Annotated in this window: 21 protein-coding genes; 12 read left to right on the top strand and 9 right to left on the bottom strand. The window is 70.3% G+C overall.

The window, feature by feature from the left end:
* The 5 genes from VOI19_RS01375 to VOI19_RS01355 all read left to right on the top strand — a co-directional run.
* A partial coding sequence (locus VOI19_RS01375) for an acetyl-CoA hydrolase/transferase C-terminal domain-containing protein (RefSeq protein ID WP_323791160.1) occupies nt 1-250 on the top strand: 250 nt, incomplete at its 5' end.
* A gap of 160 nt (nt 251-410) precedes the next feature.
* Complete coding sequence (locus VOI19_RS01370; protein ID WP_323791159.1) at nt 411-1,262, top strand: patatin-like phospholipase family protein; 852 nt, start codon at nt 411-413, stop codon at nt 1,260-1,262.
* Between the two features lie 56 nt (nt 1,263-1,318).
* Nucleotides 1,319-1,987 carry a nitroreductase family protein gene (locus VOI19_RS01365; RefSeq protein WP_323791158.1) on the top strand — a complete coding sequence of 223 codons (669 nt, stop codon included), beginning with the start codon at nt 1,319-1,321 and terminating at the stop codon, nt 1,985-1,987.
* On the top strand, nt 1,984-3,273 hold the full coding sequence (locus VOI19_RS01360) for an acyl-CoA dehydrogenase family protein (protein WP_323791157.1): 1,290 nt from the start codon (nt 1,984-1,986) through the stop codon (nt 3,271-3,273). Before VOI19_RS01365 ends, VOI19_RS01360 begins: the two co-directional genes overlap by 4 nt.
* A gap of 127 nt (nt 3,274-3,400) precedes the next feature.
* A complete protein-coding gene (locus tag VOI19_RS01355) occupies nt 3,401-4,753 on the top strand; it encodes an FAD-dependent oxidoreductase (protein WP_323791156.1) in 1,353 nt (450 codons plus the stop codon).
* Nucleotides 4,754-4,765: 12 nt separating this feature from the next.
* On the opposite strand, the gene VOI19_RS01350 is transcribed toward VOI19_RS01355, so the two are convergent.
* Both VOI19_RS01350 and VOI19_RS01345 read right to left on the bottom strand, forming a co-directional pair.
* Nucleotides 4,766-5,176 (bottom strand): PaaI family thioesterase, encoded by a 411-nt coding sequence (locus VOI19_RS01350; protein ID WP_323791155.1) that lies wholly within the window; start codon nt 5,174-5,176, stop codon nt 4,766-4,768.
* A 22-nt stretch (nt 5,177-5,198) separates the two neighbouring features.
* Nucleotides 5,199-6,218, bottom strand: a complete 1,020-nt coding sequence (locus VOI19_RS01345; protein ID WP_323791161.1) for an LLM class flavin-dependent oxidoreductase — start codon at nt 6,216-6,218, stop codon at nt 5,199-5,201.
* A gap of 252 nt (nt 6,219-6,470) precedes the next feature.
* Here VOI19_RS01345 and VOI19_RS01340 point away from each other — a divergent pair, with 252 nt between their 5' ends.
* A complete protein-coding gene (locus tag VOI19_RS01340) occupies nt 6,471-9,344 on the top strand; it encodes an amidase (RefSeq protein ID WP_323791154.1) in 2,874 nt (957 codons plus the stop codon).
* Nucleotides 9,345-9,410: 66 nt separating this feature from the next.
* Here VOI19_RS01340 and VOI19_RS01335 read toward each other — a convergent pair whose 3' ends face one another.
* Nucleotides 9,411-9,596: a hypothetical protein gene (locus VOI19_RS01335; RefSeq protein WP_323791153.1), complete on the bottom strand. Its 186-nt coding sequence runs from the start codon at nt 9,594-9,596 to the stop codon at nt 9,411-9,413.
* A 157-nt stretch (nt 9,597-9,753) separates the two neighbouring features.
* Between VOI19_RS01335 and VOI19_RS01330 the strand changes: the two genes are divergently transcribed.
* A complete protein-coding gene (locus tag VOI19_RS01330) occupies nt 9,754-10,476 on the top strand; it encodes a hypothetical protein (RefSeq protein ID WP_323791152.1) in 723 nt (240 codons plus the stop codon).
* Nucleotides 10,477-10,486: 10 nt separating this feature from the next.
* On the opposite strand, the gene VOI19_RS01325 is transcribed toward VOI19_RS01330, so the two are convergent.
* Entirely contained in the window at nt 10,487-10,621 is a 135-nt protein-coding gene (locus tag VOI19_RS01325; protein WP_323791151.1) for a methionine/alanine import family NSS transporter small subunit, read from the bottom strand.
* The gene (locus VOI19_RS01320) at nt 10,618-12,168 is read right to left on the bottom strand and encodes a sodium-dependent transporter (protein ID WP_323791150.1); all 1,551 of its coding nucleotides are present in this window, start codon (nt 12,166-12,168) and stop codon (nt 10,618-10,620) included. The genes VOI19_RS01325 and VOI19_RS01320 overlap by 4 nt, the downstream gene beginning before the upstream one ends.
* Before the next feature lie 229 nt (nt 12,169-12,397).
* Between VOI19_RS01320 and VOI19_RS01315 the strand changes: the two genes are divergently transcribed.
* Nucleotides 12,398-13,774 carry an NAD-dependent succinate-semialdehyde dehydrogenase gene (locus VOI19_RS01315; protein ID WP_323791149.1) on the top strand — a complete coding sequence of 459 codons (1,377 nt, stop codon included), beginning with the start codon at nt 12,398-12,400 and terminating at the stop codon, nt 13,772-13,774.
* Nucleotides 13,775-13,829: 55 nt separating this feature from the next.
* Here the strand turns inward: VOI19_RS01315 and VOI19_RS01310 are convergent, their stop codons facing one another.
* The 3 genes from VOI19_RS01310 to VOI19_RS01300 form a co-directional block, all read right to left on the bottom strand.
* On the bottom strand, nt 13,830-16,148 hold the full coding sequence (locus VOI19_RS01310) for a right-handed parallel beta-helix repeat-containing protein (RefSeq protein WP_323791148.1): 2,319 nt from the start codon (nt 16,146-16,148) through the stop codon (nt 13,830-13,832).
* 161 nt (nt 16,149-16,309) lie between these two features.
* A complete protein-coding gene (locus VOI19_RS01305) occupies nt 16,310-18,001 on the bottom strand; it encodes a ribonuclease J (RefSeq protein WP_323791147.1) in 1,692 nt (563 codons plus the stop codon).
* A 132-nt stretch (nt 18,002-18,133) separates the two neighbouring features.
* Complete coding sequence (locus tag VOI19_RS01300; protein WP_323791146.1) at nt 18,134-19,075, bottom strand: B12-binding domain-containing protein; 942 nt, start codon at nt 19,073-19,075, stop codon at nt 18,134-18,136.
* 105 nt (nt 19,076-19,180) lie between these two features.
* Here VOI19_RS01300 and VOI19_RS01295 point away from each other — a divergent pair, with 105 nt between their 5' ends.
* Genes VOI19_RS01295 through VOI19_RS01285 form a run of 3 tightly spaced genes read left to right on the top strand, consistent with a single transcriptional unit; the run spans nt 19,181 to nt 20,552 of the window.
* Complete coding sequence (locus VOI19_RS01295) at nt 19,181-19,480, top strand: response regulator transcription factor (RefSeq protein WP_323791145.1); 300 nt, start codon at nt 19,181-19,183, stop codon at nt 19,478-19,480.
* A gap of 52 nt (nt 19,481-19,532) precedes the next feature.
* Nucleotides 19,533-19,973, top strand: coding sequence for a hypothetical protein (locus VOI19_RS01290; protein ID WP_323791144.1), 441 nt, complete (start codon nt 19,533-19,535; stop codon nt 19,971-19,973).
* A gap of 54 nt (nt 19,974-20,027) precedes the next feature.
* A complete protein-coding gene (locus VOI19_RS01285; RefSeq protein ID WP_323791143.1) occupies nt 20,028-20,552 on the top strand; it encodes a peroxiredoxin-like family protein in 525 nt (174 codons plus the stop codon).
* 99 nt (nt 20,553-20,651) lie between these two features.
* Here VOI19_RS01285 and VOI19_RS01280 read toward each other — a convergent pair whose 3' ends face one another.
* Nucleotides 20,652-20,960 carry a DUF1232 domain-containing protein gene (locus VOI19_RS01280; protein WP_323791142.1) on the bottom strand — a complete coding sequence of 103 codons (309 nt, stop codon included), beginning with the start codon at nt 20,958-20,960 and terminating at the stop codon, nt 20,652-20,654.
* A gap of 41 nt (nt 20,961-21,001) precedes the next feature.
* Here VOI19_RS01280 and VOI19_RS01275 point away from each other — a divergent pair.
* Nucleotides 21,002-22,306, top strand: a 1,305-nt coding sequence (locus tag VOI19_RS01275) for a bifunctional 3'-5' exonuclease/DNA polymerase (RefSeq protein ID WP_323791141.1), incomplete at its 3' end; no start/stop codon positions are given.

Here is a 22,306-nt window from a genome sequence, read left to right as displayed (position 1 = left end):
GGGCGGGCAGGCCGTCATCGCGCTCAAGTCCTGGCACCCGAAGGCCGACGTGTCGACGATCGTGCCGCTGGTCGAGGAGCCGGTGACGTCGTTCCAGATGAGTGCGGTGGTCACCGAGCAGGGAGTCGCGGAGATCTTCGGGCACGACCAGGGCACCCAGGCCCGCCACCTGATCGAGCGCGCCGCCCACCCCGACGTCCGCGACGAGCTGCGCGAGGAAGCCGTCGAGCTGGGGTTGCTCATGCGCTAGGGGGACCCCTGGTCACTTCTGACTAGGCGAGTGCCGCGGGAGGCCAGATTCGGTTGAAACTCGCACGAGGGCTCGTGGGACCTGCCTAGTGTGCCGATGAGTAGTGCAGCACCATCCCCCGTGGTGCCCCGGCAACCCCCCCTAGTCCGGAGGAGCAGCAATGGACGTCCACTCCCCATCCCAGACCGCTCCGCGCGACATCTTCGTCTTCTCGGGAGGCGGTTCGCGCGGCGGAGCGCAGATCGGCATGCTGCGCGCCCTGATCGGCGCCGGCATCACTCCCGACGTCCTCGTGGGCGCCTCGGTCGGCGCCCTCAACGCGGCCTTCGTCGCCACCGCCCCCTCGCTCGACCGGGTCGAGGAGCTCTCCGGGCTGTGGCGCGGCATGAGCGCCCGCGCCCTCACCGGGCGCCGTACGACGGCGGCCCTCAACGTCGCACGACGACGCCCCTACCTGTTCGAGTCCACCGCGATGCGCGCGATGATCGCGACCTGGGTCGGCGACGGACTCATCGAGGACCTCCCCACCCAGCTGCTCATCGCCACCACCGACCTGTCCACCGGGATGGTCGCGCACCACGACCATGGGCGCCTGGCCGACACGATCGCGGCGTCGGCCGCCCTGCCCGCCGTCTTCCCGCCGGTGTCGCTCCCCGGGCCGGCGGGCCCCGCCCTGCACGTCGACGCGGGGGTCTCGGCCAACCTTCCTCTGGCCGGGGCCTTCGGGGTCGCCCGCCCCGGCGACACCGTCTGGGCGCTCGACGTCACCCGCACCGCACCGCTGCGCGCGATGCACAACCCGCTCGACGTCCTCATCGCCTCGCTCGTCGCGACCGTACGGCGCCAGGAGCCGCCCATCGCGCCGTCCGGTGTGGCGCTGCGCCACATCCACCTCGACAACGACTTCGACTGCGGTCGGGTGCTCGACTTCACCCACACCGGCGCGCTCATGCGGATGGGCGAGCAGGCGGCGACAGCCGAGCTTCTGAGGACGACGGCCGCCGCAGCCTGAGGCATTGGCTAGCCTCGCCCCAGGCCGGACGAACCGGTCGCGGAGAGGTGGGCGCAGTGCAGTTCGAGGACCTGATGGCGCAGCGCTGGAGCTGCCGCGAGTACCTGCCGGAGCCGGTGGCTGACGAGGTCCTCGCCGACGTCTTCGCCCTCGCCCAGCGGTCGGCGTCGTGGTGCAACACCCAGGCCTGGGGTGTGTACCTCCTCGGCGGCGAGGCGCTGGCGACGTTCGGCAAGCAGCTGACCGAGCACGTCGCACACCATCCTGCCGATCTGAGTCCCGACGTACCCCTGCCGGGGCAGTACGTCGGTGCGTTCGCCGAGCGCCGACGGGGCGCGGGCTTCGCGCTCTACGAGAGTCTCGGTATCGCTCGCGACGACTACGGCGCCCGCGCGGCGCAGATGCTGCGCAACTTCGAGGGCTTCGGTGCCCCGCACCTCGCGATCATCACCAGCGACCGCGACCACGGCGTCTACGGTGCAGTGGACTGTGGTGGCTACGTCGCCAACCTGATAAACGCCGCGCTCGCTGCGGGCATCGCCTCGATCGCGCAGGGCGCGATTGGCATGTATGCCGGCAAGGTCCGCGAGCTGCTCGACCTGCCCGAGGACCGGTTGGTGATCTGCGGCGTCGCCCTGGGTCGCCCGGTCGCCGACCACCCTGTCAACGGCTTCCGCACCGAGCGGGCCGCCCTCACCGACGTCGTCACGGAGATCCGCTCATGACCAGCACGCCCGACCCCACCAACACCGACCTTTCCGGCTCCGATGGCCTGAAGGACCCTTACGAGGTGCACGGTCTCGACCTGACTCCGTCGCCGAAGGCGCGCGAGCTGCGCGCCTCGTTGGTCGAGTTCATGAACGACCACGTCTTCCCGGCCGAGCACGACTACCACGCCTACCGCGCTGCGGCCGGTCCTGACGACCACACCCTGCCGCCGGTGGTGGAGGACCTGAAGGCCGAAGCGCGCCGACGCGGCCTGTGGAACCTCTTCCTGCCCGCCGAGTCGGGCATCTCCCAGCTCGACTACGCGGGGCTGGCCGAGATCACCGGCTGGAGCCTCGAGCTGGCGCCCGAGGCGATCAACGGCCAGGCGCCCGACACGGGCAACATGGAGCTGCTGCACCTTTTCGGCACCCCCGAGCAGCAGCAGCGTTGGCTCGAGCCGCTGCTGGCCGGCGAGATCCGCTCGGCGTTCGCGATGACCGAGAAGGCCGTGGCCAGCAGCGACGCCACTAACATCGAGACCTCGATCGTGCGTGACGGCGACGAGTACGTCATCAACGGGCGCAAGTGGTGGACCAGCGGCGCGGCCGACCCGCGCTGCGCGGTGATGATCGTGATGGGCAAGACCGACGTCGACGCCGCTCGGCACCGCCAGCAGTCGATGGTGCTGGTGCCGACCGACACCCCCGGGGTGACGATCGTGCGCGACCTGCCGGTCTTCGGTCGCCACGACCAGCACGGCCACTGCGAGGTCCTCTTCGAGGACGTCCGGGTGCCGGTCGCCAACATCCTCAGCGAGGAGGGCTCCGGCTTCGCGCTCGCCCAGGCGCGTCTCGGACCCGGTCGCATCCACCACTGCATGCGCGCCCTCGGCGCAGCCGAGCGCGCACTGCAGCTCATGGTGAGCCGATCGCAGGAGCGCATCGCCTTCGGCAAGCCGCTCGCCGAGCAGGGGATGGTGCACGAGGCGATCGCCGAGTCGCGGATCGCCATCGACCAGGCACGGCTGCTGTGCCAGCACACCTCGCGGGTGATCGACGAGCAGGGCAACAAGGCCGCCGCGACCCTGGTCTCGATGGCGAAGGTGTCGGTGCCGCGCGTGGCCCTGCAGGGCATCGACCGCGCCATCCAGGTGCACGGCGGCGCCGGCATCTCTGACGACGTCCCGCTCGCCGCGATGTACGGCTGGCACCGCGCGATGCGGATCTTCGACGGCCCCGACGAGGTGCACCTGCGCGGCATCGCCCGCCACGAGCTGGGGGCCGGCTCCGTCCTGCGTCCCTGAGTCTTCCGCGGGGCGTGGTCACAGGGTGAGGTTGTGCTCCCACAGGCAATCCCCCCTACCTCCGGCCTTTCCCGACGACGCACACTTGGAGGAGCAACTTCCCCCTCAGCGTCTCAGGAGCTTCGCCATGCCCAGTCCACGTGTCGCCGTCGTCGGCGCCGGCCCCGCCGGCATCTACGCCGCCGACTTCCTCACCGCTGAGCACCCCGACGTCGAGGTCGACGTGCTCGAGCGGCTGCCCGCGCCGTACGGCCTGGTCCGCTACGGCGTCGCTCCCGACCACCCGCGTATCAAGGGCATCATCAAGGCGCTGCATCGCGTGCTGAGCCGCGAGCGGGTCCGCTTCCTCGGCAACGTCGAGTACGGCACCGACCTCAAGCTCGCCGACCTCCAGCGCCACTACGACGCAGTGATCTTCTCCACCGGCGCGATGGCCGACCGGGCCCTCGACATCCCCGGCATCGACCTGCCTGGCAGCCACGGTGCTGCCGACTTCGTCTCCTGGTACGCCGGGCACCCCGACGCGCCGTCCGACTGGCCGCTGCAGGCGCGCGAGATCGCCGTCCTCGGCGCCGGCAACGTGGCGCTCGACGTCGCCCGGATGCTCGCCAAGCCGGCTGACGAGCAGCTGGTCACCGAGATCGCCGACAACGTCTACCAGGGCCTCGCGCTCAACCAGGCCACCGACATCCACGTCTTCGCGCGGCGCGGCCCGGCGCAGATCAAGTTCACCCCGATGGAGCTGCGCGAGCTCTCGCACTCGCCCGAGGTCGAGGTGATCGTGCACCCCGAGGGCTTCGAGATCGACGAGGCCAGCCAGGCCGCGATCAGCAGCAACAAGGGCGTCCGGCTCGTCGTCGACACCCTGCTGCGCCACGTCGAGGCCGAGCCCACCGGCGCCTCGCGTCGCATCCACATCCACCTGGGCCCGGCGCCGGTCGAGGTGCTCGGCACCGACCGCGTCGAGGGCCTGCGCACCGAGATCACCGAACTCCAGGGCGACGGCACCGCCCGCGGCACCGGGGAGTACGTCGTCACGCCGGTGCAGGCGGTCTACCGCGCCGTCGGCTACCTCCCGAGCGAGATCGTCGACCTGCCCTACGACCACGTCGCGGGCCTCGTGCCCAACGACGCCGGTCGAGTCGTCGACCTGGACGGCGCCGCGGTGCCCGGCACCTACGTCACCGGCTGGATCAAGCGCGGCCCGGTCGGCCTCATCGGGCACACCAAGTCGGACGCCGCCGAGACCGTCGAGAGCCTGCTCGCCGACCTCGAGTCGAGCCCGGCCGGTCGTCAGGACGAGGAGAGCGGTCGCGACGCGCTGATCGCCCACCTCGCCGAGGGTGGCGTCGACGTCACCACCTGGGACGGCTGGGAGGCGCTCGACGCCCACGAGCTCGCCCTCGGCGAGGCCGCCGGGCGCGAGCGCATCAAGGTCGTGCCGCGCGAGGAGATGCTGCGCATCGCTCGCTCGCGCTGAGTTCCGGGGGCTCTAGCCGGGGACGACTGCCTTGACGACCTGACCGGTCGCGACGACCTTGTCGCCGACCCGCACCTCGGCCGAGAGGAAGGCGTGGGTGCGGCCGAGTCGGTCGACCTGCGCGGTGCAGCGGACGACGTCGCCCTCCCGCGCCGCGGCGATGATCGAGGACGACGTGCTCACGGTCACGGCGTGCGAGCCCTCGGGCAGGTCCTCGAGGAGGCGCAGGAAGCAGGTCACGTCGAGCAGCAGCGGCACCAGTCCGCCGTGGAGCACGGCCGAGGGGTTGACGGTGCCCTCGGACACCGGCAGCTCGACGCCGGCCGAGGGGTCGCCGTCCGCGACCGGCCGGAGCCCCAGGGAGCGGTGCAGCGGCAGGTCGAAGACGGCGCGGACGACGTCCGCACGGCGATCAGTGGTCATGGGTCCTCGTCGGGTCGGCGGGTCAGCGCCAGCCGAGAGCGGGCGCCACGTCGCGCACGATCGTCTCAAGGACGTGCGCGCAGTAGTCGACCCCCAGCTGGTTGGGCACGGTGAGCAGCAGGGTGTCAGCGGCGGCGATCGCCTCATCGGCCGCCAGCTCGGCGATCAGCTGGTCCGGCTCGGCGGCGTAGGTCTTGCCGAACCGCGCGATACCGCCGTCGATCATCCCGACCTGGTCGCTGCCCTTGCCCTGGGTTCCGAAGTAGGCCTGGTCCTGCGCGGTGACGATCGGGAAGATGCTCCGGCTCACCGAGGTGCGGGGGGTGCGAGTGTGCCCGGCTTCGGCCCAGGCCTGGTGGAACAGTGCGAGCTGCTCGGCCTGAAGCTGGTGGAACGGCACGCCGGTGTCCTCGGTGAGCAGCGTCGAGCTCATCAGGTTCATGCCCTGGTGGGCGGTCCACTCGGCCGTGGCACGGGTGCCGGCACCCCACCAGATGCGATCTCGAAGTCCGGGGGAGTGCGGCTCGACACGCAGCAGGCCCGGCGGGTTGGGGAACATCGGGCGTGGGTTGGGCTCGGCGAAGCCCTCGCCCTCGAGCACCTTCAGGAACGTGGCCGTGTGCTCGCGGGCGAGGTCGGCGTGATCCTGCCCCTCGCGCGGCTCGTGGCCGAAGTAGCGGTAGCCGTCGATGACCTGCTCCGGCGACCCACGACTGATCCCGAGCTGGAGTCGCTCTCCGGAGATGAGGTCGGCCGAGCCGGCGTCCTCGGCCATGTAGAGGGGGTTCTCGTAGCGCATGTCGATGACGCCGGTGCCGATCTCGATCCGGCTCGTGCGGGCGCCGACTGCGGCGAGCAGCGGGAACGGCGAGGCGAGCTGTCGAGCGAAGTGGTGCACGCGGAAGTAGGCGCCGTCGGCCCCTACCTCCTCGGCCGCGACGGCGAGGTCGATCGACTGGAGCAGCACGTCCGAGGCGCTGCGGGTCGCCGACTGCTGCGACGGCGTCCAGTGACCGAAGGACAAGAACCCGATCTTCTTCATGACGACCCAACGCGGATCGCTGGAGAGATCTTCCATGGCGGGGGGACCACGTCAGGGCTGAAGCACCCACGCGGCTGCGAAACACGACTGGTTTGCTCCGGCCGAGACGAGATCTGTGCGTAACGCAGCCAACACCTGAGGTCGCATTCAGGTCCCTAGCGTCGCGGTCGACGACCAGCGCTGATCGTCACCGGCTACCCCGGACCCTCGGCCGAGACCCCGCCGCGCGTCCTCGTTGTGAAAGGTTTCCTCTTGAGATATCGACAGACCCTCCGCTCCCCACGGGGGCGCGCAGTCCTGGCCTCAGGCCTCGCTGCCGCCGCCGTGACCGCCGGGCTCCAGATCGCCCCCACCGCACAGGCCTACAACTCCGTCGGCACGGCGGGGGGTGATCAGTGGAACGTCAACGACGCGGCCATCCCCGGCCTCGACACCGGCAGCGTGCGCGACACCACCGCCAGTGCCCTCCAGGGCTACGGCGGCGTCCGGCTCAACGTGCTGAACGGCGACGACCGGCTCAACGGTGCACTGATGCGCGGCTTCGGTCTCACCTTCGACGGCCGCGACAGCTTCGAGAGCGCCCGTGCGGTGGTCATCGACGGCGTCGCGGTCAAGCGTGAGCTGAAGATCGACCAGGCGCAGAGCTACGGCCGGTACTTCGACGTCTTCACCAACACCACCAAGGAGCCGCAGAAGATTGAGGTCGCCTTCGGTGGTCAGGTCGGCTACGACACCGACGCCAACCAGTCCGACGTCGCGGCGACGTCCGACGGCGACGACGAGATCACCGAGGACGACGGCTGGGTGAGCTTCTACACGCCCACCGACGGTGAGGGGTCGGCGTCCTACAACGGACCCTCCGCCACGACCATCGGCACGCCCGGCTACGACGGGACCCTCGACCGGGTCGGCATCTTCCTGCGCGACCCCTTCGTCAACGACCTTCCCGAGACCGGCGACGAGGCCAACCACCCCGGCTTCGTCAACGAGATCACGCTGGCCCCCGGCGAGTCGCGCTCGGTGGTGCACTTCGTGGTGACCGGTCTCTCCGAGAGCCGCAATGCCCCCGACGGCTCGGGCGTGCCGGCAGACGGCTCACAGGTGGCAGCGGTTGAGTCGATGGCGGCTGCACTGACCGCTGCGCCCGACCTGGCCGGTCTGACCGACCCGGAGATCTGCTCGCTGGTCAACTACGACCTGGCGACCTTGCCCGGCTTCGACGAGGCACAGTGCGACACGTTGAGCGGCGAGCCGCTGGCCGGCGCTGTCCGCGGTGCCGTCTCGGCCCCCGAGGTGATGACCACGTCGCCGTACGACGTCGTGGGCAAGACGATCACTGACCTCACCGCCGACATGGAGTCGGGGGTGACCAATGCCCAACAGGTCGTGCGCGCCTACCTCGACCGGATCGCGGCCTACGACCAGGGCCCGCTGGGTCTGCACTCCGTGCTGACCGTGGCGCCGGACGCCATGCAACAGGCCCGTGACGCCGACAAGGCCCGCAAGGCCGGCGACGACCGTCCGCTGCTCGGCATCCCGATCATGATCAAGGACATCATCGACACCGAGGACATGCCCACCACCGGTGGGTCGCTGATCTTCGACGGTTATCAGCCGACGTCCGACGCCTGGCAGGTCGCCAAGCTCCGCGAGGCCGGCGCGATCATCCTCGGCAAGGCGAACCTCTCGGAGTTCGCCAACAGCGGCTACTACAGCGAAAGCGCGTTCGGTCAGGTCTGGGGAGCGTTCGACCCCTCACGCAGCCCGATCGGTTCGTCGGGTGGCTCCGCCGTTGCGGTGGCGTCCAGCATGGCCGCCGCGGCGATGGGCACGCAGACCGGCGACTCGCTGTGGGGTCCCTCCGGCGCGGCCAGCCTCTACTCGCTGCGCGGCACCGACGGGATGCAGAGCAGTGCCGGCACGATGCCGCTCACCGTGGTGCAGGACTACGTCGGCCACATGGCCCAGTCGCTCGACGACCTCGCGCTGCTGCTCAACGCCAGTGCCGTCGGCAACCCCGACGACCCGCTGGACGACATCTCCGACGGAGAGCGTCCCGACGACTGGACCGCCGCGCTGGACGCCGACGCGCTCGAGGGTGCTCGGATCGGTATCCCGGCGACGGTCTTCGACGACCCGTTCGGCACGACCGTGGTCAGCGACGCACTGCGTGCGCAGTTCGCCTACTTCGAGCAGGCCGGCGCGACCCTCGTCCCGATGGACGACTACCCCGGTCGCCCGGACCGCACCTACTCGGGTGACACCAACTACGAGGGCTGGCGCCGCTGGATCGCCGACCACCCGGACAACCCCTACGCCGACCCGGTGGAGATCACCCGTTCGCCGCTGCGGATCCCGTTCCGTCGCAACACCTCGCCCTACACCGGGACCGGTGCGATGTCCGACCAGGACATCGCCGACATGGAGGACTGGCGCGCGACCTACCGCGCATCGGTCGGCACCTGGATGGACGAGTTCGAGGTCGACGCCGTGCTTTACGCAACCGAGCTCAGCGACATCCACCTCAACGACTCCATCCACCCGAGCTTCGGTCGGATCAACCCCAACAGCTCGTACGCCGGGGTGCCGTCAGTGGTCTTCCCCGCCGGATTGAACGCCCACGACCAGCCGGTCGGCTTCCAGCTCGAGGGCAAGGAGTTCGACGACGCCAAGATCCTCGGCTACGCCTACGCCTTCGACCAGATCGCCGACGGGCACGTGGTGTCGACGAGCGCTCCTGCGCTGGAGTACGACGCCGACGCGATCCCGGAGCCGGTCGACACCCTCGAGCCGCTGCCGGACACCACGGCCCGCACCTTGACCGTGCTCGACCGCACCGAGCTGGCCAACCGGGCCGGCAAGCGCTTCACGCTCGATCTCGGTTGCGCGAGCGCTGCTGGTCGTTGCACAGGAGAGGTGACGGTGAAGTGGAAGGGCCGCACGCTCATGGAGCGGGACGTGACGGTGAAGGCCGGTGGTGCGAAGAAGACCGCCGTGATCCTGAAACCTGCCGCCAAGCGCACGCTGAGGAAGGGCAAGACCCTGACGGTCAAGGTCCGGCTCGTCGGGACCGGCAAGACCCTGACCGCTGACCCGGTCAAGATCAAGGTGCGCGCACGCAGCTGATCTGCGCGTCCCTGTGACACGAGCGGCCCCCGGCGATTTCCGCCGGGGGCCGTACGTCGTCCGGTCTCAGGCGTGGCCGGCCTGCGGCCCGTCGACCTCGAAGGCGTTGTCGTCGGGCTCGACGGCGTCCTCGTGCTTGTCCTCGCTGATCTCACGGCCGGCGGTCGGGGCGCCGTCCGTCGTCCCGCCCACGCCCTCGGGGGCGCTGATGTCGTCGTCGATGCGGTCGGGGTTGATCTGTTCCTCGGTCATCCCTCGAACCTAGGGGTCGCTGACGAGGGCGTGATCCCCCCAACGGGTGCCGCGGGCCCACCTCTTGACGGAGTGGAGGACACAGGAGTAGTCACAGGAGATTGCCCATTCGTCCGCCGCGGACTCGGGGCCCGGCATGAGATGCCCGGGAGGGCTCATGTCACACCTGCCTCGAACTCGTTCGCTCCTCGCCGTCCTGCTCACCGCCGTGCTGGTGGTTGCCGGGATCAACTTCGCTGCTCAAGCGGCCGGCGGGAAGGGGAAGCCGGTGCTCGCCGGCAAGACCACCACCTCCGGCAAGCTCACCACGCTCAAGCGCACCAAGAAGGGCCCGGCGCTGAAGCTCAGGACGAAGGCGGGGTCCCCGCCCCTCGCCGTGACGTCGGCCGAGAGGGTCGCCAAGCTCAACGCCGACCAGGTCGACGGCCAGGACGCCGCGGACCTCGAGACACTCACCTACGCCTATCAGCTGCCCGAGGGCGGGACCCCGTCCATCAACCGGTCCGCGGTGTTCCCCGACCTGCCCGACGGCACCTACCTGGTCACCTATGCGGTGGCTCTGAAGAGCGGCGGCGCACTGACCACCTCGCAGTGCTTCCTCTTCCAGGCAGACGCTCCGAGGATCATCGGGCTCGCCTACGGGACCCCCAAGGGGGGCTTTGCGACGATGGCCTCGAGCGGACGGATCGACTCGGCCGACGGTGACGTCGAGCTGAGGTGCTCGGGCAACCAGAGCATCGTCTTCGACGACACCGACAGCGGTGGGACGGTCCTCTTCACCCGCAGCGCACTGGTCGAACGCGAAGCCGCGGCCCCCGTCGCAACGCGCGACCCGGCTCGGGGCAACGGGTCGCGCGCCGGCACGGCGAGCGGCGAGTGAGCCCTTCGGGTCAGAGGTCGCGACGCAGCTCGTCGGGGCCGGGCTCGTGGGAGCTGCGCACCATCAGGTTGACCACGGCGAGGGCGAGGCCGCCCCAGATGATCAGCATGGCGACGATGAGCATGATGATGGCTGAGGTGTTCACGCGTGGTCTCCCTTCGAGCCGTGCGAGCCGGTGGTGGTGAGGTCGGTGTCCTCGCGCCAGTGCACGCGCGCGAGCAGGAACCCGACGATCGCCACGGTGACCGCCGTACCCCAGCCGAAGATGGCGAGCATCCAGGCCGGGTAGTCACCGTAGGGCGTCGTGACGTCGGTCCAGAACGCGTCGGCGAGCACGTAGACGAGCGCTATCGGCGCGATCACCCCGACCAGCACCCGCCACCAGGCGCCCAGGTGCACTGAGCTGCTGTCGGCGTTGAGGTGGTCGGCAAGGTCCTGGAGCGCGCGGGCGCCCCAGGCGATCGCGACCATCGAGACGATGGCGACCAGCAGGATGCCGAACAGGTTGATGAAGTGGTCGACGATGTCGAGCACGTACAGCCCGCTCGTGGTCGAGAGGAAGGCCAGGCTCAGCACCGCCATCGGCACGGTGACCACCAGGGTCGCCCTACGACGGCTCAGCTCGAGCTTGTCGCGCACCGCGGAGATGACCACCTCGGCCACGGAAATCAGCGAGGTCAGTCCCGCGATCACGAGGGAGACGAAGAACAGCACACCGATCAGCGCGCCGGCTGGTGCCTCGCTGATGATCGCTGGGAAGGCCACGAACGCCAGTCCCACCCCGGCCGTGGCGACTTCGTCCACGGCCACGTCCTGAGCCTGGGCGAGGAAGCCGAGGGCGGCGAAGACGCCGATGCCGGCGAGCAGCTCGAAGCCGGAGTTGGAGAACCCGACGACCAGTCCCGATCCGGCCATGTCGGTGTCGCGCTTGGCGTAGGAGGCGTAGGTGATCATGATGCCGAAGCCGATGGAGAGCGAGAAGAAGATCTGTCCGAACGCCGCCGCCCAGACGGTCGGCTCGGCCAGGGCCGCCCAGTGCGGGGTGAAGAGCGAGTTGAGGCCTTCGGTCGCTCCGGGCAGGAACAGGGCGGTCACGACCAGGATCCCGAACGTCACCACGAGGATCGGGATGAAGATCGCCGCGGTCACGCCGATGCCGCGCTGCACCCCGAGGGCGAGCACGCCGATCACGAGCGCCCACACCAGGAACAGCGGCACCAGGACACCGAGCACCGGCTCGGTGGTGATCCCCGGATCGCTGATCTGGAGGAACTCGGTGAAGAAGAAGCCCTCCGGGTCGCTGCCCCACTTCTGGTCGATCGAGAAGAACACGTAGCGCAGCGCCCAGGCCAGGACGCCTGCGTAGTAGACCGCGATCACGAAGCAGATGCCCACCTGCCACCAACCGATCCCCTCGGTGCGGCGGTTGAGCCGGGCGAACGAGAGCGGCGCCGAGCCGCGGTGGCGGTGCCCGATCGCGTAGTCCAGCAGCAGGAACGGGATGCCCGCGGTCAGCAGCGCCACCAGGTAGGGGATGAGGAACGCGCCGCCGCCGTTCTCGTAGGCGACGTACGGGAAGCGCCACAGGTTGCCGAGACCGACGGCCGAGCCGATCGCGGCGAAGATGAAGACCTTGCGCGAGGAGAAGCCGCCGCGCGTGGCGGTCTCGTCGACTGGGGCGGACGTGCTCATGGCTGCTCCCGATTGCAGAGGGTGGGACTGACCCACCTTAGGACCCATCGGGACCCGAGAGCGGACGACGAGCTCGGGAGCGGGCGAGTCGCGCCGGGCCGGATGAATTCCTTCGGCGAGCGGTGGCGGTGCTCACCCGGCAGGAGCATGGTGTGGAGGACACCGCGGCCTACGGTCGGAGTCACGCCGACTCCGAGTCGGGAGAGCGCCCCCAGCGAGAGGAATCACCGTGAGCACCTACCAGGTCGTCAACCCGGCCACCGGCGAGACCGAGCAGGAGTTCGAGACCGCCACCGACGCCCAGGTGGACGACGTCGTACGACGTTCGCACGCGGCCTTCGGCACGTGGCGCACCACGTCGCTGTCCGACCGCTCCGCGATCCTGCTGCTCGTCGCCGACCTCTACGACGAGCGCGCCGACGAGCTGGCGCTCATCATTGCCCGCGAGATGGGCAAGCCCCTGCGCGAGGGCGTCGGCGAGGTGCGCCTCGTGGCCTCGATCTACCGCTACTACGCGGAGGAGGCAGCCGACCTGCTCGCCGACACGCCGCTGCACCCGAAGAAGGGTGGCCGGGCCTACGTGCGCAAGGAGCCGATCGGTCCGCTGCTCGGGATCATGCCGTGGAACTTTCCCTACTACCAGGTTGCCCGCTTCGCGGCACCGAACCTGATGCTGGGCAACACGATCATCCTCAAGCACGCCCCGCAGTGCCCCGAGTCGGCACTGATGATGGAGCAGCTCTTCCGCGACGCCGGCCTGGCGGCCGACGCCTACCTCAACGTCTTCGCCACCAACGAGCAGTCGGCCGACATCATCGCCGACGAGCGGGTCGCCGGTGTCTCGGTGACCGGAAGCGAGCGCGCCGGCTCGGCCGTGGCCGAGGTGGCCGGACGCAACCTGAAGAAGGTCGTGCTCGAGCTCGGCGGGTCCGACCCGTTCATCCTGCTCGACGCCGATGACCTGGGTGCTGCCGTCAAGGCAGCGGTGCGCGGCCGGATGGGCAATGCCGGCCAGGCCTGCAACGGCACCAAGCGGATGATCGTCGTCGATGAGCTGTACGACGACTTCCTCACCGCCTTCACCTCGGCGATGGCCGCCCTCGAGCCGGGCGACCCGACCGACGAGTCGGCCGGCTTCGGCCCACTGTCGTCGCAGCAGGCCGTCGACAACCTCCTCGAGCAGATCCAGGACGCCGTCGACCGCGGCGCCACCGTGGAGACCGGAGGCCGGCCCCTCGACCGGGTCGGGTCGTTCATGCAGGCCACCGTGCTGACCGGCGTGACCCCTGAGATGCGCGCCTACTCCGAGGAGCTCTTCGGGCCCGCGGCCGTGGTCTACCGGGTCGCGGACGTCGACGAGGCCGTCGCCCTGGCCAACGGCTCGCCGTTCGGCCTCGGTGGCGTGATCTGGAGCGCCGACGTCGCGCGCGCCGAGGAGGTCGCCGAGCGGCTCGAGACCGGCATGGTGTGGATCAACAGCGCGCAGGGCTCGCTCGCCGACCTGCCCTTCGGCGGCACGAAGCGCTCGGGCGTGGGTCGCGAGCTCGGGCCTTACGGCATCGACGAGTTCGTCAACAAGAAGCTGGTCTACGTCCCGGCCGGCTGACGGGATTCACGGGCGGGGGCGCCGAGGCGCCACCCGCCCGACCCGAGCTCGAGGTTCAGCCGGTGTAGGCCGCGAACGGTGCCGCGGCGCCGTAGATCTTGTAGAGCGCGAACGGTCCCGCACCGAAGGTGCTGCACCGGCCCTCGAACAGCTTGAGCGCCCGGGTGTCAGAGAGTCCGGAGCCGTTGCCGTAGGTCGTCGCGTCGCCCGCGGTGCCGTTGATCGGCGCCGTGGCCATCGTTCGGATGCGCTGCACCATGCCGAGGCGCTGGGTCTCGTCGGCCTGGCGCCACCAGCTGCAGGTGATGCTGCCGAGCGGCGTGGACGAGTTCACCCGCGACAGCGCGGTGGTGGGGAGGTCACGGTCGGCGAGCGGGAAGCCGAAGAGTCCCGTCGAGACGCCCGACTGGAGGCTCGCGACGAAGCCGCACAGCCGCGGCGACAGGCCCGCTCCGCAGGTGGCGCCGAGGAAGGCGAGCTGGTTGACCTCCTGGGCCTGGCTGTCCTCGCTCGTGGCGCTGCTCGTCCGTCCCGGCTTGGCGGGGGTCGCGGTCCAGTCGCAGATGTCGGAGTTGCCGTTGGGGTAGCCCGAGATCGTGTAGCCGGCCAGGCACGCAGCGAGCTCGCCCTCATTGACGACGTCCCCGAACCCGACGCTGAGGGCCGGCTGGGTGCCGTCGGCGCAGCTGGGGAGGATCGCCGGGGACGTGGTCGCGGCCCCGCCGTCGGCGCCGGTGTTGTCCCACCAGCAGTTGCCGGTGTTGCCGGGGAAGTTGTCCCACCAGAAGTCGGTGCCGTTGGGCAGCACCTTGCCCTGGGGGCTGACGCCCATGGTGTTGCCGTGGAACTTGTTGCCGTACGACGTCGTCGTGGTGGCCGGGTTGCAGCCGGGCACCGGGGTGTTGCTGCCGATGGGCTCGGGTCCGCAGACGGTGGCATCGGGGACGGCGAAGAGCATCGTGCCTCGGCGCCAGTTGTCGTAGAAGTGGTTGTCACGCACGACGTTGTCGTTGCCGCCGGCCAGCCACAGGCCGGTGCCGACGGGGGCGGCGATGAAGGGCTCGACGTCCGAGTCCTCCGCGAAGGGGTTGAAGTTGTTGTCGTAGAAGTTGTTCTTCGAGATCGTGTTGCCGTGCTGCGGGAAGCCCGGGTGGCCCGGCGCGGTGAACACGTCGGTGGTGAAGCCCAGCGCGTTGTCGTAGAAGTTGTTGCGCGTGATCAGCGTGCCGTGGCTGTTGGTGCCCGAGAAGCCGCTCGCGTTGAGGTGGCTGTCGCACTTGCGCACCGTCTGGCTATAGCGCCACTCCGGGTAGAACGGCTTGTAGCGGTTGCTCGTCGAGTCGGCACCCGAGCCGGGGTAGAGGCCGGAGTCGCCGTGCCCGGCCGCGTCGCAGTTCTGGATCATGCCGTGGTCGCCGGTGAAGGTCAGGACGCCGTAGCCGCCGGCGTAGTAGGCCTTGAACCGGTCGAGCAGGTAGCCGTCGGTCTCGAGCACGTAGATGTCGTGCTCGCGGGCGTGGCGGACGTTGACGTTGCGCAGCACGAAGCCGTCGGCGCGGTCGACGAAGATGCCGACGTCTTTCTTGTGGCCGACCGCCGAGGGGCCGCCGTTGCCGGCCTTGGCCGAGCCGGCCTCGATGATCACGTCGTCGGCGCTCACGCCGGAGCCCTCGAGCTGGAAGTTGCACCGGATGCAGTCGCCGACGCCGGGGATCCCGTGGCGCTCGTCGCTCGGCGGGCTCGGAGCCGGCTCGGTGTCGGGTCCGCGCCCGATCACGGCGATCAGGTTGGCGTCGTTGGGGCAGTGGATCTGGTAGTCGTGGGAGAGCGCGGCGGGGTCGCCGTCGTCACCCTCGGTGTGCCACTGGTCGCACGCCGGGTCGTTGGTAGGCATCGCCCGCGACGGGGCCTCCTTGTAGAGGCCGGGCATCACCACGACGCGGTCCTGGTTGCCCGAGTCGTTCACCGCGGCCTGGATGTGGCGGTAGGTGCAGAGCTTGAAGAGCTTCTTGTTGACCTTCAGCAGCTGCTTGGCTTTCTTGGCGCCGAGGCTCTTGTGCACCGTGGGCCGAATGTCGTACCCCTGCTTGCGCGCCTTGGCGACGGCCTTGCGCAGGCGAGTCATCGAGTTCTGCTGGCACACCACGCGGGTCTTGCCTGCCGGCTTGGTCTTCAGCGCCGACGCCAGCGTGCGGGCCTTCGGGATCGCCCCACCCGCGCACGGCGAGATGCTGCAGTCGGGCTTGGGGTCGGGCCAGTACGACGGGCGCTCGACGTGGGCCTGGGCCGATGGCGCCGGTAGCGCCAGCGGGACGGCGAACAAGGACACCAGGACCGCTAGCGCGGTCAGGGTGGTGGTGAGGATGCGGCGCATGGGGGTGCCTTCCGAGTCGGCGCCCAAAAAAGGGGCGCGGTCATCGGATCAACGGCACGAAAGCGGTTGAGGTTACGGGTGTACTCCGAACTTTTCGGACCAGTTCTTTAACCTCCGGGTAATGCAGATTTGCATTACCCGGAAGTAGCACTCAAAGCGCTTTAAGCATCAATGACTATCGGGATGATCAACGGCGTACGACGGAACGAGCGCTGGGCCCAGCGCGACACGTCGCGCCCGATCATCTGCTCGAGGCGGTAGGAGTCACCGATGCCGTCGGCCGCGGCCCGCGCCAGCGTCTTCTCGACGACGGCGACGGCGGGCTCGAAGGCGTCGCGGTCGTGCTCGAAGCCGCGCACCAGGAAGTCGGGCGGGTCGGCCAGGGCGCCGGTGTCGGCGTCCACGATCGCGAGCACCGTGACGACACCCTCCTCGGCCAGCGTGCGCCGGTCCTTGAGCGTGGCCTCGGTGACCCCGCCCACGACCTGGCCGTCGACGTACACGTTGCCGCAGGCGACCTTGCCGACGATCTTGGCCGTGCCGTTCTGCAGGTCGACGACCACGCCGTCCTCGGCCAGGAGCACCCGCTTGGGGTCGATGCCGGTGCTGATCGCGAGGTCGGCGTTGGCGCGCAGGTGGCGGTACTCGCCGTGCACGGGCATCACGTTCTTGGGCTGCATCAGGTTGTAGCAGTAGACGAGCTCACCGGCGCTGGCGTGACCCGAGACGTGCACCTTGGCGTTGCCCTTGTGGACGACGTTGGCGCCCCAGCGGGTCAGGCCGTTGATGACGTTGGAGATGGCGTTCTCGTTGCCGGGGATGACCGAGGAGGCCATCAGGATGGTGTCGCCCTCGCCGACGCGGATCTTGTGGTCGCGGCTGGCCATGCGGGACAGCGCAGCCAGCGGCTCGCCCTGCGAACCGGTGCAGATCAGCGTGGCCTTGTTGGCCGGCAGCTTCTCGAGCTGCGCCAGCGGCACGATGAGTCCCTCGGGGACCGTGAGGTAGCCGAGGTCCTGCGCGACCCCCATGTTGCGCACCATCGAGCGACCGACGAAGGCCACCTTGCGCCCGTGGGCGTGGGCCTGGTCGAGCACCTGCTGGATGCGGTGCACATGGCTGGCAAAGCTGGAGACGATCACGCGTCGCGGAGAGGTGCGGAAGACCTGCTCGATCGCCGGCGTCAGCTCGCGCTCGGAGGTCGTGAAGCCGGGCACCTCGGCGTTGGTCGAGTCGCTCATCAGCAGGTCGATGCCCTCGTCGGCCAGACGGGCGAAGCCGCGCAGGTCGGTGATCCGCTTGTCGAGGGGGAACTGGTCCATCTTGAAGTCGCCGGTGTGGACGACCATCCCGGCCTTGGTGCGGATGGCGACCGCAAGACCGTCGGGGATCGAGTGGTTGACCGCCACGAACTCGAGGTCGAAGGGGCCGTACATGCCCTGCTTGCGGTCGCCCTCCTTGACCTCGTGGAGCGTCGGGACGATCCGGTGCTCCTTGAGCTTCTCCTTGATCAGGGCCAGCGTCAGGCGCGAGCCGATGACGGGGATGTCGGCGCGCTCGCGCAGCAGGTAGGGGACCCCGCCGATGTGGTCCTCGTGACCGTGGGTGAGCACGATGCCGACGATCTTGTCGAGGCGATCGCGGATCCAGCTGAAGTCGGGGAGGATCACGTCGACGCCGGGCTGGTGCTCCTCGGGGAACAGCACGCCACAGTCGACGATCAGCAGCTTGCCGGACTGCTCGAAGACCGCCATGTTGCGCCCGATCTCGCCGAGCCCGCCGAGGGCGACGATGCGCATCGCTCCGTTGGGGAGTGACGGGGGCTTCTGGAGCTCGGGGTGCGGGTGGCTCAAGGGATTCCGATCTGACCGGTCGCGAGCGGACCGGGGCTGTTGATGGTTCGTGGGACTGCTTCGTACTACGGGTCCAGGGGATCGACGTCGGCCGGAGGGCGGCCGTGGCGGTCGGCGCTGCCCACTTTACGGCTACGGCTGCCCGGCCGTGGCGTGCAGTGAGGCGACGATCGTGTCGGCGGCCTGCTCGATGCTCTCGCCGAGGTAGCTGCCCGGCACGGTCCGGCGTGAGGGGGCGCCGATGAAGGCGTTGCCGGCGTAGTAGGTCGCGACCCCGGTCTCGGCGACGTTGCGGATGGAGTCGACCGCAGCGCGACGCTGGGTCGGGAGGTGCGACACGACGACGACGGCAGCCGCCTCGGTCGCGACGGCGGCGGTCGCCAGCACGCGCGGCGACGTCCGCGGACCGAGCGTCCGGGCGCCGACCCGCCGCTCGTTGAGCACGGCCCCGAGGGCCTCGACCCCCAGCGTGTGGAGGTCGCGTGGCCCGACGGCCAGCAGCACCCAGCGGTCGGACGTCGGCGGCGGGGCCAGCGTGGTCAGCTTGGCCAGCCAGCCGCGCACCACCTCCGTCGCGAAGTGTTCCTGCGCCACGTCGCAGCGCCCGGTCTCCCACCAGGCGCCGACCTGGCGCATCCCGGGCAGCAGGACGCCGTCGATGGTCCCGGGAAGGCCCAGGGTCAGGTGGGCGCTGTCGAGGACGGCGCGGATGGCGGCGGCGTCCTGGGCCGCGGTGCCGCGCATCATGTCCGCGATCCGCTCGGACAGCGGGTTCTCCGGGTCGAGGATGGCCCGCACGTGCCGCGCCGCCTCGGCGGCCGGGCGCCCGGCCGCCACCTCGTCACGCATCAGTCGCAGCTGCACGACCTCGGAGTGCAGGTAGCGCCGGTGGCCGCCCTCGGTGCGCGGTGTCGTGGGCATGTCGTAGCGGCGCTCCCACGAGCGGAGCGTCGGTGCCGGGACCCCGAGCAGGGCGCTGGCCTCGCTCATCGACAGGCCGGCTCCGGTGGTGACGGAGTCGCTCGGGTCGGGCTGGCCGACCTCGGTGACGTCGAGCCCGCCGTTGCCTTGCATAGGTTTGATACTAGGCGCGCGCAGCCGTGGGGAGCACGCTGGAGCCAACGCTTCCTCCTCCAAAGCTGCCGGCTCGGAGCCATCCGCCGGAGAGACGAGTACACGATGAGCACCGCAACGATCCAGACCGCATGGGGCACGACCGACCTCCCCACCCTGCCGTCCTACGGCGAGGTGTCGCTGAGCGAGGCCGCCCTCACCGACCGTGAGCTGGAGGTGCTCACCCTGATCGCCCGGGGCTACTCCAACCAGGAGATCGCCGCCCTCCTCTACCTGTCGATCAACTCGATCAAGACCTACGTGCGCAGCGCCTATCGCCGCATCAACGTCGAGCGCCGCACCCAGGCGGTGCTGTGGGCGCTGAGTCGGATCCCGCAGGCGTCGGGCACGGTGGCGCAGGCCTGACCACCCCGTGGGGGGACGGCGCCGAGTCGCCGTCGTCCCTAGGATCACGGGCATGAGCTATGCCCTGAGCCGCCTGATGAGCACCGCCACCGCCTCCTACGCCGGATACTGCTTCGCGCGTCCCGAGCACCTCGGGCAGGCAATGGGGGCCTCCAGTGGCGAGCAGGCCGGCTTCGACCGGCTCGCGCTGGTCTTCGGCGTCCGCGACGCCGCCATCAGCACGTTCGGGATCCTCGGCCGCTCCGAGCACACGGTCAAGACCGCCATGTGGATCCGGATCGGCTGCGACGTCGGCGACGGCATCGTCCTCGCGGCGAAGGCGGACGACGATGCGACGCGCACCAAGATCCTGGCCACGACGCTGGGCTGGGGCGCCCTCAACTTCCTCGCGCTCGCCGCCGACCGACGCCGCGCCCGGCGCGTCGCGGCGGCTCGCGCCCTGGCCGAGCAGACGTCGTCCGCGGCGAAGACCGTGCTGCACACCCTCACCTGACGGACTGTCGCGGTCGGTTGGAATGAGCGGGTGGGGGTGACGTGTTCTCCCCCCATGACACTCACACCCACCGCCCAGGCCCCCCAGCTCTCCCTGCCCCTCACCGGGGGAGGCGCCACCGAGGACCTCGCTCTCGGCACCGGCGCCGACGGCCGCTTCAGCCTCGTCGTCTTCTTCCGCGGGCTGCACTGCCCGGTCTGCCGCGGCCAGCTCAGCGAGATCAACCGTCGCGTCGACGAGCTGACCGAGGCCGGCATCGGCCGCGTGCTCGCCGTCAGCATGGAGACCGAGGGCCGCAGCAAGGAGCTCGTCGACTCCTGGGACCTCGACACCCTCCGTGTCGCCTACGACCTCACCGAGGAGTCGGCCCGCGAGTGGGGGCTCTTCATCTCCACCGCCATCAGCGACGGCGAGCCCGACCGCTTCAACGAGCCCGGCATGTTCGTGCTCGACTCCGACGGCTCGCTGCTGTGGAGCAGCGTCGCGTCGATGCCGTTCGGTCGTCCCGCGCTGGACGACGTGATGGGTGGTCTGAAGTTCGTGCAGAAGAAGGGCTACCCGGCCCGCGGCGCGGCCTGATCCCTCGGAGCGGCCCGTCCCAGCGGACGCCGTACCCGGCCCGCCCAAGATAGTCCCTGACGATCTGGCCCCCGACACGCCGTGGGAGGGGCCACTTCGTCAGGGACTGTCGTGGTGGCCGATCACACCACCGGCCTGCAGCGCCTTGCGGGCGCGCACGAGCCGGTAGACGAAGAAGGCGACGCCGGTGATGACGCCGGCGTCGTCGACGAGGCCCAACGGGCCGAGCACGATCTCGGGGAGCACGTCGACCGGGGTGGCGAGGTAGAACAGCGCCGTGATCATCGCGAACAGTCCGCGCGGCGGGACCTGGTAGCGCCGCCACACGTAGCCGACGACGGCGGCGCCGATCAGCACCGCCACTCCGAGGATGACGGCTACGACGAGGAACAGGTCGCTGAGGTCCATGGCGCTGATTGTCGTCCATGACCGGTGCGATCCTTGCGTCTGTGTCCCCTCCTCGTGTCTCGCTCTCGCGACTGCCGCACGAGCGGGTGCTCGTGGTGGACGGCGGACGTCGTGACGAGATCGCGCAGGAGGACCTGGCGGCTTACGTTGTCGAGCGCGAGGTCGAGCGGCCGCGCTGGGTGTGGGACGACACCGCCCGGTGGTATCCGCCACTCCTCGCCGCCGGCGTGCGGGTCGAGCGGGCGCACGACCTGCGGCTGAGTCGTCGACTGCTCAGCCGCGCCCCGGCCGCCGACGCCGACCTGCTGGTGGGCGAGGAGTCGCAGCACTGGGACCGGCTGCGCGCCGTCGTCCCCACCGAGCCCACGCTGTTCTCCGCCGACGAGGACATCGAGCACCTGCGCGCCGACCTCGAGGACGCCCGCCAGCTCGCCACGGTGGCCGCGTCCGCCGAGGCGTCGCGACTCGCGCTGCTGCTCTCGGCGGAGTCCGCTGGAGCTCTCGCCGCCGCCGAGATGACGTACGCCGGGATCCCCTGGCGCGTCGACGTCCACGAGTCGCTGCTGATCGACCTGCTCGGACGGCGTCCTCCGCGCGGCGCCCGGCCGGCGCTGCTCGAGGCCCTGGTCGGGGAGGTGCGGACCGCCCTGGACGCGCCCGGTCTCACCCCCGACTCCCGCCCCGACCTCCTCGCCGCCCTGCGCCGAGTCGGGCTGGAGGCTGCCGACACCCGCGCCTCGACGCTGCGGGCGCTGGAGCACCCGGCGATTGCCCCGTTGCTGCGCTACAAGCAACTGGCGCACCTCTTCTCGACCAACGGCTGGACCTGGATCGAGACCTGGGTGAGCGGCGGACGCTTCCGGCCGTCGTACCAACCGGCGGGCTCGGCGACCGGTCGCTGGTCGTCCAACGGCGGCGGAGCGCTGTCGATCCCGGTGCAGGTGCGCCCGGCCGCGGTCGCCGACGAGGGCTGGGCGCTGGTCGTGGCCGACGTCGCCCAGCTCGAGCCGCGGGTGCTGGCCGGGATGAGCGGCGACAGCGCGCTCGCCGAGGCCGCCCGCGGCACCGACCTCTACCAGGGCATGGTCGACGCCGGCGCGGTCGCGACCCGCAACGACGCCAAGCTCGGCCTGCTCGGCGCGATGTACGGCGCCACGAGTGGCGAGAGCGGTCGGATGGTCGCCGGCCTGACTCGTCGCTACCCGGCCGCCTTCGGGCTCGTCGAGGACGCCGCCCGCGCCGGCGAGCGAGGACAGGTGGTGCGCACCCTGCTGGGTCGCGGCTCGCCCAGCCTCGCGGAGGCATGGGAGCCCGACCCGGACGCCGTACCGCTCGATCCGCAGAGC

The organism is Nocardioides sp. (assembly GCF_034670285.1).
GTDB lineage: Bacteria > Actinomycetota > Actinomycetes > Propionibacteriales > Nocardioidaceae > Nocardioides.
The sequence above is the reverse complement of the archived record's forward strand: the minus strand, read 5'-3'. Positions and strand labels throughout refer to the sequence as shown.

What these genes read in the sequence shown, in the direction of transcription:
- VOI19_RS01290 (WP_323791144.1), top strand. Translation starts at nt 19,533, where the DNA reads ATGAGCTATGCCCTGAGCCGCCTGATGAGCACCGCCACCGCCTCCTAC.
- VOI19_RS01355 (WP_323791156.1), top strand. Translation starts at nt 3,401, where the DNA reads ATGCCCAGTCCACGTGTCGCCGTCGTCGGCGCCGGCCCCGCCGGCATC.
- VOI19_RS01360 (WP_323791157.1), top strand. Translation starts at nt 1,984, where the DNA reads ATGACCAGCACGCCCGACCCCACCAACACCGACCTTTCCGGCTCCGAT.
- VOI19_RS01300 (WP_323791146.1), bottom strand. Translation starts at nt 19,075, where the DNA reads ATGCAAGGCAACGGCGGGCTCGACGTCACCGAGGTCGGCCAGCCCGAC.
- VOI19_RS01320 (WP_323791150.1), bottom strand. Translation starts at nt 12,168, where the DNA reads ATGAGCACGTCCGCCCCAGTCGACGAGACCGCCACGCGCGGCGGCTTC.
- VOI19_RS01295 (WP_323791145.1), top strand. Translation starts at nt 19,181, where the DNA reads ATGAGCACCGCAACGATCCAGACCGCATGGGGCACGACCGACCTCCCC.
- VOI19_RS01330 (WP_323791152.1), top strand. Translation starts at nt 9,754, where the DNA reads ATGTCACACCTGCCTCGAACTCGTTCGCTCCTCGCCGTCCTGCTCACC.
- VOI19_RS01280 (WP_323791142.1), bottom strand. Translation starts at nt 20,960, where the DNA reads ATGGACCTCAGCGACCTGTTCCTCGTCGTAGCCGTCATCCTCGGAGTG.
- VOI19_RS01370 (WP_323791159.1), top strand. Translation starts at nt 411, where the DNA reads ATGGACGTCCACTCCCCATCCCAGACCGCTCCGCGCGACATCTTCGTC.
- VOI19_RS01310 (WP_323791148.1), bottom strand. Translation starts at nt 16,148, where the DNA reads ATGCGCCGCATCCTCACCACCACCCTGACCGCGCTAGCGGTCCTGGTG.
- VOI19_RS01350 (WP_323791155.1), bottom strand. Translation starts at nt 5,176, where the DNA reads ATGACCACTGATCGCCGTGCGGACGTCGTCCGCGCCGTCTTCGACCTG.
- VOI19_RS01335 (WP_323791153.1), bottom strand. Translation starts at nt 9,596, where the DNA reads ATGACCGAGGAACAGATCAACCCCGACCGCATCGACGACGACATCAGC.
- VOI19_RS01285 (WP_323791143.1), top strand. Translation starts at nt 20,028, where the DNA reads ATGACACTCACACCCACCGCCCAGGCCCCCCAGCTCTCCCTGCCCCTC.
- VOI19_RS01345 (WP_323791161.1), bottom strand. Translation starts at nt 6,218, where the DNA reads ATGAAGAAGATCGGGTTCTTGTCCTTCGGTCACTGGACGCCGTCGCAG.